This is a genomic window from Candidatus Nomurabacteria bacterium, assembly GCA_020631975.1.
Lineage (GTDB): Bacteria > Patescibacteriota > Saccharimonadia > Saccharimonadales > CAIOMD01 > JACKGO01.
Map to the genome: position 1 here is coordinate 143,583 of JACKGO010000003.1, position 14,152 is coordinate 157,734.

General features: G+C 39.7%; 14 protein-coding genes and 3 tRNA genes. 13 read left to right on the top strand and 4 right to left on the bottom strand.

The features are described 5' to 3' along the window. Window positions 1-38 precede the first annotated feature (38 nt). On the top strand, window positions 39-971 hold the full coding sequence (locus tag H6795_03575; GenBank protein MCB9817581.1) for a magnesium transporter CorA family protein: 933 nt from the start codon (window positions 39-41) through the stop codon (window positions 969-971). Between the two features lie 44 nt (window positions 972-1,015). Here the strand turns inward: H6795_03575 and H6795_03580 are convergent, their stop codons facing one another. Continuing rightward, complete coding sequence (locus H6795_03580) at window positions 1,016-2,263, bottom strand: D-alanyl-D-alanine carboxypeptidase (GenBank protein ID MCB9817582.1); 1,248 nt, start codon at window positions 2,261-2,263, stop codon at window positions 1,016-1,018. Between the two features lie 227 nt (window positions 2,264-2,490). On the opposite strand from H6795_03580, the gene H6795_03585 reads away from it, so the two are divergent. The 5 genes from H6795_03585 (at window position 2,491) to H6795_03605 (ending at window position 6,364) form a co-directional block, all read left to right on the top strand. Further along, a complete protein-coding gene (locus tag H6795_03585; GenBank protein MCB9817583.1) occupies window positions 2,491-3,702 on the top strand; it encodes a DEAD/DEAH box helicase in 1,212 nt (403 codons plus the stop codon). A gap of 19 nt (window positions 3,703-3,721) precedes the next feature. Then, window positions 3,722-4,099, top strand: coding sequence for a two pore domain potassium channel family protein (locus H6795_03590; GenBank protein ID MCB9817584.1), 378 nt, complete (start codon window positions 3,722-3,724; stop codon window positions 4,097-4,099). Between the two features lie 32 nt (window positions 4,100-4,131). After that, window positions 4,132-4,208 (top strand) — tRNA-Arg (locus tag H6795_03595). 197 nt (window positions 4,209-4,405) lie between these two features. Then, on the top strand, window positions 4,406-5,737 hold the full coding sequence (locus H6795_03600) for a hypothetical protein (protein ID MCB9817585.1): 1,332 nt from the start codon (window positions 4,406-4,408) through the stop codon (window positions 5,735-5,737). A 90-nt stretch (window positions 5,738-5,827) separates the two neighbouring features. Beyond that, a complete protein-coding gene (locus tag H6795_03605) occupies window positions 5,828-6,364 on the top strand; it encodes a histidine phosphatase family protein (GenBank protein ID MCB9817586.1) in 537 nt (178 codons plus the stop codon). A 53-nt stretch (window positions 6,365-6,417) separates the two neighbouring features. Here the strand turns inward: H6795_03605 and H6795_03610 are convergent, their stop codons facing one another. Then, complete coding sequence (locus H6795_03610) at window positions 6,418-6,957, bottom strand: DUF3467 domain-containing protein (GenBank protein MCB9817587.1); 540 nt, start codon at window positions 6,955-6,957, stop codon at window positions 6,418-6,420. 85 nt (window positions 6,958-7,042) lie between these two features. Here H6795_03610 and murB point away from each other — a divergent pair, with 85 nt between their 5' ends. Together murB and H6795_03620 are read left to right on the top strand one after the other, a co-directional pair. Further along, window positions 7,043-8,059, top strand: coding sequence for a UDP-N-acetylmuramate dehydrogenase (gene murB, locus H6795_03615; GenBank protein ID MCB9817588.1), 1,017 nt, complete (start codon window positions 7,043-7,045; stop codon window positions 8,057-8,059). Further along, the gene (locus tag H6795_03620) at window positions 8,056-9,504 is read left to right on the top strand and encodes a bifunctional (p)ppGpp synthetase/guanosine-3',5'-bis(diphosphate) 3'-pyrophosphohydrolase (GenBank protein MCB9817589.1); all 1,449 of its coding nucleotides are present in this window, start codon (window positions 8,056-8,058) and stop codon (window positions 9,502-9,504) included. Before murB ends, H6795_03620 begins: the two co-directional genes overlap by 4 nt. Here H6795_03620 and H6795_03625 read toward each other — a convergent pair. Continuing rightward, window positions 9,501-10,793 (bottom strand): serine hydroxymethyltransferase, encoded by a 1,293-nt coding sequence (locus H6795_03625; GenBank protein MCB9817590.1) that lies wholly within the window; start codon window positions 10,791-10,793, stop codon window positions 9,501-9,503. The two genes, H6795_03620 and H6795_03625, sit on opposite strands and share 4 nt — an antisense overlap. 66 nt (window positions 10,794-10,859) lie before the next feature. Here H6795_03625 and H6795_03630 point away from each other — a divergent pair, with 66 nt between their 5' ends. The 3 genes from H6795_03630 to H6795_03640 all read left to right on the top strand — a co-directional run bounded on the left by H6795_03630 (window position 10,860) and on the right by H6795_03640 (window position 12,667). Next, the gene (locus H6795_03630; protein ID MCB9817591.1) at window positions 10,860-12,380 is read left to right on the top strand and encodes a UDP-N-acetylglucosamine 1-carboxyvinyltransferase; all 1,521 of its coding nucleotides are present in this window, start codon (window positions 10,860-10,862) and stop codon (window positions 12,378-12,380) included. 115 nt (window positions 12,381-12,495) lie between these two features. Next, window positions 12,496-12,570: transfer RNA gene (locus H6795_03635), tRNA-Gly, on the top strand. Between the two features lie 21 nt (window positions 12,571-12,591). Then, window positions 12,592-12,667, top strand: a tRNA-Arg gene (locus H6795_03640). A gap of 35 nt (window positions 12,668-12,702) precedes the next feature. Here the strand turns inward: H6795_03640 and H6795_03645 are convergent. Beyond that, a complete protein-coding gene (locus H6795_03645) occupies window positions 12,703-13,170 on the bottom strand; it encodes an NUDIX domain-containing protein (protein ID MCB9817592.1) in 468 nt (155 codons plus the stop codon). A gap of 81 nt (window positions 13,171-13,251) precedes the next feature. On the opposite strand from H6795_03645, the gene H6795_03650 reads away from it, so the two are divergent. Together H6795_03650 and H6795_03655 are read left to right on the top strand one after the other, a co-directional pair. After that, complete coding sequence (locus H6795_03650; protein MCB9817593.1) at window positions 13,252-13,566, top strand: hypothetical protein; 315 nt, start codon at window positions 13,252-13,254, stop codon at window positions 13,564-13,566. 101 nt (window positions 13,567-13,667) lie between these two features. After that, window positions 13,668-14,048 (top strand): HAD-IA family hydrolase, encoded by a 381-nt coding sequence (locus H6795_03655; protein ID MCB9817594.1) that lies wholly within the window; start codon window positions 13,668-13,670, stop codon window positions 14,046-14,048. The last annotated feature ends 104 nt before the right edge of the window (window positions 14,049-14,152 follow it).

Sequence of the window (14,152 nt, forward strand, 5' to 3'; positions counted from 1 at the left end):
AGCACTTATATAAACAGTAATCTGGTACTATTAAATGTATGATTAAGTACTACTTAAGAAAAAGCAAACACGAAGAAGTTGTAACTTCGTTGAGTTACGAACCCGGCCAGTGGGTGCAGTTAATTGCTCCAACAGAAGAAGAAATACATTATATATCGCGTGAGCTTTCCCTAGAGCCATCACTGCTGCTTGATGCGACAGATATGGATGAAATGCCTCGTTTTGAAATAGATGATGATACCGCCTATTTGTATACGCGCTTTGCATGGAAGAATGCCGGTGGCACAATTCATACAGAACCTGTGCTTTTTGTTGTCGGTAAGGGTGTCTTTGTGTCTTTGACAAATCGTAGTTTCCCTGCTTTAGAAGACCTGCTTATACGGCAAAAACACCTAGTCACAAATCGGCCTAAACACTTGTTACTACCTGTATTGAATGTATCTTTACAAAGTTACGCTTCACAACTTGCCCATATAGGCAGGCAAATACGCACTGCCCGCAACGCCCTGCGTGACGAAAAGTTTTCTAATAAGCATTTTGTACGTTTTGTAGAAATTGAAGATTTTTTAAACGATTTTCTGAGTGAACTTGTACCTACAAACAATATTTTACTTAACATGGTTGCTGGCAGAAAAGCGTTTAGTTTTACAGAAACAGATCATGATATTTTAGAAGATTTACAACTAGAAACTGCCCAATTAATTGACGAAAGTAAAGGCTATTTAAAAACTATTGTTAACATTCGTGAAGCGTACAGCAATGTTATGACCAACAATTTAAACCGGCAAATTAAAATCCTTACAACGCTTACCATTGTACTCACTGTCCCAACCATTGTGGGCTCTTTTTTTGGTATGAACGTTGGTATTCCGCTAGACAACAACCCCCTTGCTTTTCCACTGATTGTTGGAACTACCTTTGGTGTAGCCTTTTTAGTTTTATATTTTCTTAAACGCAAAGACTGGCTTTAATACTAGCCATTTAAGCTCAATATAACGAGTTGTTATTTTTAGTTCTAGTATGATGTTTTGTTTATTAAACCCATGATGCGCCACTTTGTACTTGGGTTATTAACATCAGAATCAAGCATTATCTGGGCTTCGCTAGCATTTGCGCCATCTTGTGGGACGGTCAGCTTGCCTACAACGGTACCCTTCTGAGTTGTTGTTGTTATGGGGTATAACTCAACATATGAGGCGTCTAGCGCATTTGTCCATTTATTTAAGGTGATTGGTTCTTTGGTTATTACGTCTGCATTTTCTCCCCATGGTACATCGTAGTGCCCAACAACTGTTCCTGCCGCAATACTGGCTGAACCAGAGAGTGCACTCACTGTTGGATCAATAAGTGCCACAGCATCTTTTTGTGAATCAAAATAACGTTCAGAACCCATCACCACACTAATGATGGTTAGCTGAGTATTATCAACAGTACGTTTGGCAGCTGCTAATAATACACCGCCTGCTTCATCTGTTAAGCCATTTTTAATACCTATAACACCGTTACCTTGGTAGTTTAAAAAAACATTGGTATTAATTTTTTGCGTACCTTCTGGTAAATCAATTGATTCTTGGGCGACAATATCCGCTATAACTGGGTTATCTAAGGCATATTCGCCAAGACGCACTAAATCTTCTGCTGACGATATTGTTTTTGGTGACAATCCACTTGCATCATCTATGTGCATAGTGCTTAACCCCATTTTTTTTACCATATCGTTCGCATACGCTGTGTATTCATCTACTGATCCGAACGCCCATTTTGCAGATATATCTGCAATGTTATTAGCGGATAGTATAAGCATGTATTGCAACGCTTTGTACTGTGAAATAGACTGTCCTGGTTTAATATCTACAACTACACCTTGATGACTAAGGTAAAAATCATAAATGGCTATATCGGCATCAGAAATTACAATTTGTTCACCCTGCTCATTATTTACAAGGGGCTTCTTTTCTAAAATTGCCAGTGCGGTTACCAATTTTGCAACACTTGCCGTAGGCCGTGCGCTTTGGTTTGGGCTAGCACTTACAACACCATGCCCTTTAACACCAACAGCAGATTGGCCATATGCAGGCCAAGGAATGGCAAGTGTATTGGCTAATTTAACGTCTTGAATATCCGCGGTCGCATATACGGTAGGAAATATAACAAGTAATTTCGCGGCAAATATACCTAACACCGCCAATACCATAGCGGTAACATATAAACTTTTCGATTTACGGCTTTTTTTACGACGAATAGGTTTGCGATACGAATACATACATCATCTATTTTAGCAGAGTAAAAAATACTCGTTATATAGCTCCTCATAGCGTCATATATGTGATTGCGCAAGTATCTCAGTACATATTATGGTTGCTTTTTTAAGATAATAATGCTAAAGTATAATCTGAATTGTTTAAGATGAATCCAAGATTAGTACTGTTAATACTTAGGTTTCATTACCACAAATCAAAGTATTAAACTAAACAAAAGGATTCATTTTTTATGTCTTTTAACCGTAATCGCCGTGGACCAAGCGGCTCTTTTGGCGGCCCTGGCCGTTCATTCAAAAATAATAACCGTAGAGGTGCCGGTTCTAAAAAACGCACAGGTGAATATATTAACCCAGCTAAATTTGTGCAAGCAGCTAAACCTTCTACCCAAACAGAATACGTCGCGCAAAATAGCTTTGATGATTTTGCTATAAACGACGTTATAAAAACGAATTTGGCAAGTGGTGGCTATAGCACGCCTTCGCCTATTCAAGACCAAACTATAGCCTACGGCATAGATGGTCATGATATTGTTGGCGTAGCTAACACGGGCACTGGTAAGACAGCTGCCTTTGCTGTACCTATTATTCATAACGCTATGCGCTTTTCTGATGCATATGCATTAATTGTAGCGCCCACACGTGAGCTTGCGCAGCAAATAGAACAAGAAGCTAAAAAAATTGGCAAAAACAGTGGACTGTATAGCGCCCTATTAATTGGTGGCATGCCTATGGGCCCACAACTTGGCCAATTACGAGCAAAACCGCAAATTGTTATTGGAACACCCGGCAGAATCAAAGATCATATAGAAAGACAATCGTTTGATGTTAGTAAATTTAATATGGTTGTACTAGACGAAGTAGACCGTATGTTAGATATGGGGTTCTTGCCTGATGTAAAACACATATTGCAACAATTGTCACCAGAACGTCAGAGTTACTTCTTTTCTGCAACGCTTGACCAAAGAGTCAAAGGGCTTATTACCCAGTTTGCGCCAAAACATATTTCTGTTTCTGTAAAAACAGCACCAAGTAGCGAAAACGTAGATCAGAATGTCGTGCAATATGGCACAACAAGTCATAAGATAGAAAAATTACATGACATATTAATTAGTCATCAAGATATAAAAGTAATAGTATTTGATGAAACTCAAAGAAACGTAGAGCGACTATCTAAAGAACTGCAAGCGAGAGGCTTTAGCGCAACCGCTATACATGGTGGCAAAACACAAGGCCAAAGAAAGCGTGCATTAGACGAATTTAAAGCAAATAAAGCCAAAATACTCGTAGCTACTGACGTTGCTGCTCGTGGCATTGATGTAAAAGACATTACACATGTTATTAACTACTCTCTACCTCAGACTTACGATGATTACGTACACCGAATAGGACGTACTGGCCGAGCCGGCAAAACAGGCTATGCACTTACATTTGTAAGTAAATAGTACTGTATAATGTACTGTTATGAGTGAATCATTAAATAACGCGAACAAAACAATTGCAAAAAAAGAAGAACTAGTTGCCGAGTTACGTGCACAATTAAATAACTTTAGACTGCTGGCAGTGGTTGTAATTATGATTGTAACGATTAGTACTTGGTTCTTCCATGTTGTAGAAAAATGGGATTGGCTTGATTCTGTGTACTATGTAGTAGTCACTATAGCTACCGTAGGGTACGGCGATTACACACCAAAAACTGACATAGGTAAAATCTATGCTATATGTCTTATTATTGTAGGCATAGCCACGTTTGGATTTTTTGCCCAGCAACTTTTAAAACGGCAACAACTTCGGGCGCTTGAACGGCAGTTGGGGCGAACAGAAAAAAAGAAGCAGACCTAAACGCCTGCCATCTGTTATAATACCTAACGCATGCACCCGTAGCTCAGCGGATTAGAGTACTTGGCTTCGAACCAAGGGGTCGCAGGTTCGAATCCTGCCGGGTGTACCACGTCTATATTTAAGGGCTTCTCTATAGAAGTCTTTTTTTTGTAACTTAGTACGTCAATTTCGACAATAGATAGAAAATACGGCTCGTATATAACTCAGCGTTTTGCTTCAAATAATTTCATGGTGATAATTTTGTACATAGCCGTTTTTCATGTTTTTATAGTTGTAATATTTTTGATTTTGTGTTATAGTAATTATATGTCAGAAAAATCAAAAACTGATATTCCACTCGTAAAAGTCCTAGAAGCTATACAGCCATCTAACTCTGGTAAAGGCGAACCTGTACTGACCTACGCTGCATTAGGTAGGTTGATAAAAGAGTACGAAACCACTCATCGCGCTCGCGAAAGAAAATTTTGGGAAAGTGAGTCTGGTACTTTAAATGAATCTTATACTGCTAGAGAGCTCGCTTTTGAGTATTTTCTACACACTGCTAAAAAGCTTATCGATGCCGATGATACTACTCGTGATATATGGGCAGACCGCTATACACAAGCTAGTATTGAACTATACGGCGAGCCAGATAAAGAAGAAGTCACAAACCTTATAACAGAAGAATATCAAGCATTATTAGACTTGCGTGGTAACGAAGATATATCACAAACACATCTTAGCATCTTACTAGAAGCCTATGGGCCTATGTTGGCTACACGCGCAGACAGCCAAGTAGACATAATAGATTCATTACATGAACGAGAAGCTATTCATGAATACGGTAAGGCGATACTCGCAAAGTACAAACCAATCTTTGATTTAGTAGAAGAATCCGGCAAAACTGAGTTTAGTGCCAAAGAATTACATACTCTTTTTGAAAAAGCTCTAGACTGGCTGAAAAAAAATGACGATCCAGACTGGAAAGATTGGTCTATTGGGGAGGCTAAAGGCAACTTTATATTTGTAAAGGCCGATAACATGACCATTAATATTCCTCCTCATAGAGAAGCGGCTTCAGCGCAAGAAGCTCGTGGAGTCCTTGCGCACGAGCTTCTCGTTCATGCCTTGCGTGGTAAAAATGGTTACAAAACTGGCGACAAAGAATTAGCAACAGGTGTGGCTGGATATTTAAGTGCTGAAGAAGGCTTAGGTATATTAAGCGAAGAAGCAATAAATGGTAAGCTCCCAGAAAAAGCCTATGACCGTTACTTAGACATTGCTCTAGCCCTAGGAAGTGTAGATGGTGTGCAAAAGACGCGCCAAGAGGTATTTGAAATTAGTTTCGCTCGCCAGATAGTCCGTGGGCAGAAAAATGGAACCCTGCGTGATACTGATATGCCCACGCTTGAACGCAGAGTATGGGGCCATGTTGATCGTATATATAGAGGAAGTCCGGGTGATAATACTAATGCCAAACAAGGTATTTTTACAAAAGATATTGCATACTACGTTGGCTATAAGCTCATGGCGCAATACATTACCGAGCAAATGACTTTGGGTAAATCTGCCAGTGAAATATTTGAGTATTTATCGCAGGCCAAGATTGACCCCACCAACAAAGAACATGTCGCCCGCCTAAATAGCGCAAAATCTTAGCATATACACTATTCTAAAGTCACTAAACTGATGCTCTGCTTAAGATGTTTAATACCTACCGTAATAAACATTGTTTGATATACTGCATGAATGACTATATATTTAGCAAGACATTGTGAGTCTGAATATAATGTAAAGGGGCTGCTTAATGGTGACCCTAGTGTTAAGGTATCATTAACAAAAAAAGGGACCGAGCAAGCTAAAAGCCTAGCCCAGTCGCTAAATAATACCAACTTTGATGTTATATACGCTTCTGAACTGCTACGTACGCAACAAACGGCCCACTATATAAATGTATATCACAATAAAGATATAGTTATAGACAAACGCCTTAACGATAATATATCTGGGTTTGAAGGGCGCAAAATAGAAGAATATATTAATGCTATCGATGCGACGCCTGATGGCTATAGGGCAAAATTTAATGATGGTGAAAGTTTAGAAGAAGTTTTTGCACGGGTTAAAAACTTTGTAGATGAGTTAAAACATCAAAATATACAGTCTTGTGTGATTATAACGAGCGGCTATATTATTGAATGTTTATACGGAATTATAAGTGATACATACCCCTCGTTGCCAATAAGCTTTGATATACCACAAGGCACCTATAGTGCGCTGACTATCTAGTTGTGAACACGTTTTCTTAAAAAAAGTATAACCGATTTGTTGTAGTTGCTCTGTTATGATTTGTTACTAGAATCGTTTGTATCTAGCAGTTTTTGTTGCTTATTGGTAGCGTTAAGAGTCTGCTGTAGCACTTCTAAGAGTGATTGGGCGTGTGCGTGGCTCATACCTACCCGCGCAACAGCCATAGTGTGATCGTCGCTACCAAGTGACTGTAGAAAGTTAATGACAACGCCATGCCGATTTGATTTAACATGTACCATATCGGTATACAATATTCTGACGTCCCCTGCTGTAACATAGGCCTTTTGCACACTTTGTTCTGAATCATCGGTATTAATGCTAGACGTACCTGTTTTTTCTAGATTATAGCCGGCTAATTCCCACAGACGCAGAGCTTCGTCTTCTTTTAGCGCAAAATGGCTAATGAGGAGCAAAACAAGATCTTCGCTCGGCTGGTGTGTACCTGCCTCTAGCTTTTCTAGCAACGTTACATCTGTTTCTACAGCACCAGATACATCTACCAGCGTTTCTTTGGCATGTGAGCGTATCTGTTTAAGTTTGATTCCGAACGATTTGAACGGTGCATCTTTCATAAAAATGTCTCCGTGATTATTACTATATTATACTATGTTTTTTATGTTCTGCGCAGATTTACGTTATAGATTATACTAGTACCATATGGAAATACTAAAAAACCAACCACTTGCATCACACATTACTATGAAACTGGGTGGTGATGCTTCGTACATGGCGGAAGTAACGACAGAGTCTGATTTGCAAGAGGCCATCGCATTTGCCAAAGAGCGGTCACTAAACGTAATGGTACTTGGCGGTGGTTCTAATATTATTTTTGGAGACAAAGGTTATGATGGGCTGGTGATAATCAATGAAATAAAGGGTGTCACCATAGACGAACAGTCGGGTGTTGTACGCGCAGGGTCTGGTGAAAATTGGGATGATTTAGTAGCAGCGTCTGTTGCGCACAATCTTGCCGGCATAGAGGCTTTATCGTTAATTCCAGGTACAGTTGGAGCTGCTCCGGTAAATAATATTGGCGCATACGGCCAAGAAGTAAAAGACACCATTACGCGTGTGCGCGCCTACGACACCCAAGCGAATGCCATGGTTGAACTAACGAACAAGGAATGCCAATTTAGTTATAGAAATAGCGTGTTTAAGACACTGCAGTATGGCAGGTACATTATTACCAGTGTTACATTTCAGTTACATGTCGCCGACGATGCATATAGCCCACCAAGCTATGCTTCTGTGCAGACAATGCTCCAAAACCAAAATATAACCGAGCCTTCTGTTAAAACAATACGTGATATCGTCATTAATATTCGTAAAGCCAAACTACCTGATCCTGCGGTGCTGGCGAACACTGGATCATTTTTTAAAAACCCTATCGTTACTAAAGATATTTGCAATAATTTACTTTTGTCGCACCCTACTATGCCGTACTTTGAGCACAACAATAATGTTAAGTTGGCGGCTGGCTGGCTTATAGAAGCAGCTGGCTTAAAAGGGCTTAGTAAAGATGGTATTCGCGTGTATGATAAACAAGCGCTCGTGCTGGTCAATGATGGCACTCGCTCCTTTCAGTCACTTTTAAATATGAAGAATCTTATTCAGCAAACGGTGTTTGATAAATTTGGGGTTATGTTAGAGCCAGAACCAGAAATTATTGCATGAAGATAAGTAGACGAGCCTTTTTTAAATACATTAAAAAAGAACTACCAACTGTAACATTTGAAGAAATAGTTACGATAGAGCGAGCATATGAGTTTGCAAAAACAGCTCACGCTGGGCAAACGCGAGCAAATGGCGACCCCTACTTTCAGGGGCACTGTGTGCCAGTAGCTATGCACGTTATAGATTTAGGTATGGATAGTACTCTTATTTGCGCAGCGCTCTTGCACGACACCATAGAAGATACGAGCGTGACGGTAGAAGACATTCAAACAGAGTTCGGCGATGATGTAGCTAGCTTGGTAGAAGGTGTTAGTAAATTGGGTAAATTAAAATATCGGGGCAATGAACGTCATGTAGAATCTTTACGAAAGTTTTTTGTTTCTATTGCTCGTGATGTGCGAGTGGTGATATTAAAACTGGCGGACCGTTGGCATAATTTAGAAACATTACAATATCTACCAGAAGAAAAGCAAAAACGCATTGCACTAGAAAGTATCATGATACACGCACCACTCGCATCACGTTTAGGTATGGGTAAATTAGTAACGACTATTAATGATCTTGCCTTTCCGTATGCCTACCCAGAAGAATATACAAAAACAAAAAAATTAATGGTAGCTAGGCTAAAAAAAGCAGAAGGCACCATTAAAAAGATATATCGTGGCATGTTAGTAACCGTCAATGCATCTATAGGCTATACACCACAAATAGATAAGCGTGTTAAGGGGACATATAGCCTATATAAAAAATTAGAAAGAAAGCACTGGAACGAAGACGAAATATTTGATATTGTCGCGCTGCGTGTCATTACACATACCGTTGCCGATTGCTATAGTGCGCTTGGTGCAGTACATAATCACTGGCGACCTGTACCAGGCAGAATTAAAGACTACATTGCTGTACCTAAACCGAACGGATATCAAAGTCTACACACCGCAATTTTTAGTGGAGATGGGCCTATTGTCGAGGTGCAGTTTAGAACACAAGAAATGCACGAATTTAACGAATACGGTGTTGCGAGTCATCATAGTTATAAAAACACTACTCTTCAAAAAGGTATCTACAAAGAAACGTTTGCCTGGATAGAACAACTTCGGGAGTTTCAGAACGCCGAACTCACGCCGAGCGATTATTTAAAGCGGCTTAAAACAGACTTTTTTCAAGACAGAATTTTTGTATTTACTCCTAAGGGTGATGTGATAGATCTGCCATTTGGAGCTACGTTACTTGATTTTGCCTATGCAGTACATACCCAGATTGGTGAGCACGCTAACGGTGGCAAAATTAATGGTAAGTACATGGCACTAAAGACTATTTTGCATAATGAAGATATCGTAGAAGTTGATACAAACAGTAAATCCCACCCCAGCGATAAATGGCTTGATATGTGCATAACATCTAACGCACAAGGCCGCATCAAACGATACGTAAAACAATTACGCTAGGTTTTTGGTGAGCTATCGGATGGTAGTGGAAACGTTGTAGCGACTGCTTTTACTTCTTGGTTTAATGCATGTAGCTTTTTGTCATCATTTCTGTTTTTTAGTGCAGCGACTATCCAGGTTGCTAATTGTGGCATATGTTCTGTCTTGAATCCACGCGTGGTAATTGCAGGTGTTCCCAGCCGAATACCGCTTGGTTTAAATGGTGGTAATGTATCGTCTGGAATGACATTTTTATTCACTGTTAGACCAGCTTTATCTAGTGCAACTTCTGCTTCTAGACCATTAATACCAAGCGAACGAAACACGTCAATGAGCAACAGATGATTATCTGTACCATTGGTAACCAACTTTACCTCTTGTTTCATAAGCTCGTTCGCAAGAGCTTTGGCGTTATCGATAGTTTGTTGTGCGTACACGGAAAAACTAGGCTGTTGGGCTTCGTGAAAAGCAACTGCTTTTGCTAGTATGGTGTTCATATGGGGACCACCTTGCACCCCTGGAAATACTGTTCTATCTATTAATGTAGGAAGATTTTCTATTGTTTTATCTAGAGCTACGAGCGGATTACTGGCAATACCTTTACTAAGAATAATTCCAGATCGTGGGCCGCGTAAAGTTTTGTGGGTGGTGCTAGACATAACGTGAAAGCCGTAGTCAAACGGATTGGCCAATGCCTTACCTGCAATAAGGCCGGCAATGTGGGCGACGTCAGCCATCAGCATCGCACCGTGTCTTTGGCCAATTTCTGCAAATTTTGCATAATTTAATTCGCGCGGGAACGATGAGAAGCCAGCTAATATTATTTTTGGTTTATGTTGTGCTGCAAGAGCTTCTAGTTCTTCAAAGTCAATTTCACCAGTTTCTAAATTTTTAACTTTATACCGAACAAAGTTGTACTGACGCGCCAAAACCGTTACCGGATGACCATGAGTTAGATGGCCGCCATGGCTCAAATCCATAGCCAAAACAGTATCGCCTGGGTTCAGCCACGCATGGTAGACAGATTCGTTAGCCTGTGCGCCAGAATGTGGTTGTACGTTAGCATGGTCTGCTGAAAATAATTTTTTAGCCGCTTCTATGGCATATATTTCTACTTTATCGGTGTTTTCTTGCCCACCATAATAACGACGGCCAGGGTAGCCTTCGGAATATTTATTTGTAAAGACACTACCTAGTGCTTCTAATACATCTTTACTTACGTAATTTTCTGAAGGAATAAGCTCTAAGCCTTCTCTTTGCCTTTTTTGTTCTGCTTCTAAATATTTTTGAAGTGTGCTAATTGAAATCATAGCTATAGTATACGCTTTTCAGATATTTTATTCATACTTTACCATATGTGATATAATAATCTCATTATGAGTAGTAATAATGTCAAAATAGGTCATTTAATCACTAAAATTAGACAAGAGCGTGGCTTAACACAGGCTGAGTTTGCGCGGAGGCTCGGTACGAGCCAATCAGCAGTAAACCGCATAGAACAAGGGAAGCAAAATCTTAGCCTAGAAACCATTGCCCGAATTAGTACTGCACTTGGTAAAGATATCGTTACCCTTAACCACCCTAAGTCACTTAGTTTTGAAATAAACGGTGGCAAAGAGTTACATGGCGAAATTACCATGAAATCGTCTAAGAATGCCACAGTAGCGATATTAGCTGCATCGTTACTTAATAAAGGTACGACATATATAGAAAATGCACCACGAATTGAAGAAGTTTTTCGGTTGCTAGAAGTGCTCGAAAGTATTGGTGTTCACGTAAAGTGGATTAAAGGCACTGATTTAGAAATTAAACCACCTGCAAAACTTCGTTTAGACAAAATAGACGCCGAAGCTGCTAAAAAAACGCGCAGTATCATTATGTTTATTGGTGCAATAATGCATTACCATAATGAATTTGAAATACCGTTTGCTGGTGGATGCCACCTTGGTAAACGCACTATCGCAGCACACCAGTTTGCTCTTGAACAGTTTGGTGTATTTATAGAAACACAAAGTGGTAAATATGTTATTAAAGTTGGCAAAAAACAGCCAGAAAACGTCACTATGTACGAAATGGGAGACACTGCGACAGAAAACGCCCTCCTTGCGGCTGCGATGACTAAAGGCAAAACAACGATACGGTTTGCGGCATCTAACTACATGGTGCAAGATCTATGTTTATTCTTGCAAAAATTAGGGGTAAAAATAGATGGTATTGGCACTGCTACGCTCACGGTTCACGGTGTTGATAAAATTCAAAAAAGGGTAAAATATCACCCCGCCGAAGACCCACTAGAAGCTATGCTTTTTATTTCTGTGGCTGCTATAACAAATTCTAAAATTACCATTAAGCGATGTTCGATTGATTTTCTTGAACTAGAACTGCTTAAGCTAGAAAAAATGGGGTTACGATTTGATTATTCGGATATTTATTATTCCTATAATGGCCATACCAGGTTGGTAGATATTACTACACATCACCATGATGGTTTAGTAGCACTAGAAGATAAAATACATCCGCTGCCGTACCCTGGAATAAATATAGATAATTTACCATTCTTTGTACCAATTGCGACGCTCGCAGATGGCGAAACACTTATACACGACTGGGTTTTTGAAGACCGCGCGCTGTACTTTACTGAGCTTAATAAATTAGGTGCAAAAGTGCGCTTGTTAGACCCCCACCGCGTAATGATAGATGGGCCTACTCATTTTAAGGCTGCAGAGGTTATTTGCCCACCCGCCCTACGGCCTGCAACTATTATTTTAGCTGCCATGCTAGGTGCACCAGGTAAGTCAATTTTGCGTAATGTATACTCTATTAACCGAGGCTACGAATCACTCGCTGAACGCCTACGTTCTATTGGTGCAGATATAGAAACACTGCACGAGTTATAGTGTACGACTCATTGTACTGTAAACTATTCTTTTTAGATTGTTGCAAGGAGAAAACATAATACAGGCTATGGTGTAGTATGTTGTGGTATAATCTTATCTGTTAATAGTTCTTTTTGCGGGATTCGTATAACGGCTAATATATAAGTTTTCCAAACTTAGGACGGGAGTTCGATTCTCCCATCCCGCACCACATAGGAATAAACCCAAGCACGCCCCGGTAGCTCAGTGGATAGAGCAAGTGGGTTCTAACCATTAGGTCGGGGGTTCGAATCCCTCCCGGGGTGCCAAGCATAAGCGTTATCGAAAGATAGCGTTTTATATATTATTTTACAATGCCTTTATCAAGAGCCACTTGATAAGATTTCCAAAACTGAGAATGTAGTGGGCTGGGTAGCGTTTTACTAGTGAACCAACCGATTTCTTCAATCTTGTCAGGTTCACCAATCTTGACTTTGTCTGGGTCAACTTGTACCGCATGCATTATAGCAACCCAGTGTGTTTTTATTGATTTATTTACTCTAAATGCATCGTAAACTGTCAGAAAGTCAATCGACATCGGTATTACACAAAGCTCTTCGAAAATTTCTCTGCTTACAGCTTCTGAGATTGATTCACCAAATTCTATAGCGCCCCCACCAACATCCCATTTACCATTTTCATCTCGGGCTCGTTGGCCTCGTTTTTGCAACAACACTCTACCTTGACCGTCGTGCACTACAAAACTAGCCGAAATGCCGATATAGTCAACACCTCTTTTTATATCGTTTATATCATCTATTGAACAGTTCATTTGTAATATTATAACTAATATATAGCCATACTTTGCATAAAGGTTTGTATAATTTAATTATTTTAATGATATTATTACTTAATGAAAAGATTCGAAGCATTACTATCTGATGCTGATGGTACATTAATCGACAGTGTTCCTCTTATTAAGCATGGGCAATACGAAACAGCTATTACTTTCTTAAAAGCACACGGCTTAGCTGATAGCGATTTACCGGATTTTCCAACATACGAAACGGCTCTAAATCAAACCGTTGGGGGTAGCGCTAGAGATACGCTGGAACGGACAGTCAGAATGCTTTATTCGGACAGAGAGCATCATATAAATGGAGCTGATTTTGATGTTTTACATAATATGCTAAACCCTGTGCAAGATAGGATTGCACCGGGTATATAAGAGCATATCCTGGCCTACAGTTACTTCTAAAGAATCTCGGTACACACAGTTTAAAACTTGCAATTTTTACAAGCGGAACACCGCATCATGTAGTAAGAAATATGGGTATAGCTCTGCCAGAACTTGGGCTTACCAAACTATTTAAAGATGAAACTATATCTGACCGTGAAAAACTAGTACATTTTGAAAAAGAAGTAGAAAAATATTATAGAATTCCTATTTTTACTGTTGTAACTATAGAAGATACAAAAGAACCTAAACCAGATCCAGAAGGCTTGCAGATAGCTATGAAAAGATTGAGCGTAGAGCCAAATGATTGTGCCATGCTTGGTGATCATAAGGCCGATATGCAAGCAGGATTTAATGCAACTGTGCCAATTAGGATTGGTATAACTCATGGCTTTGACGATAAAGAAACACTGGAAGAAGCTAAAGCTACTGAGATAGTTACTAACCTTAGCGACATAAAGTTAGAGTCCTAACTTTGTATACGACAGTGTGCCATATTAAATCATTCACCTTCATGGTGGATTTTTTAATATGACGTCGCTGAAAGCGAATTGAACCCCCCAAGGAGGGTTCAGAT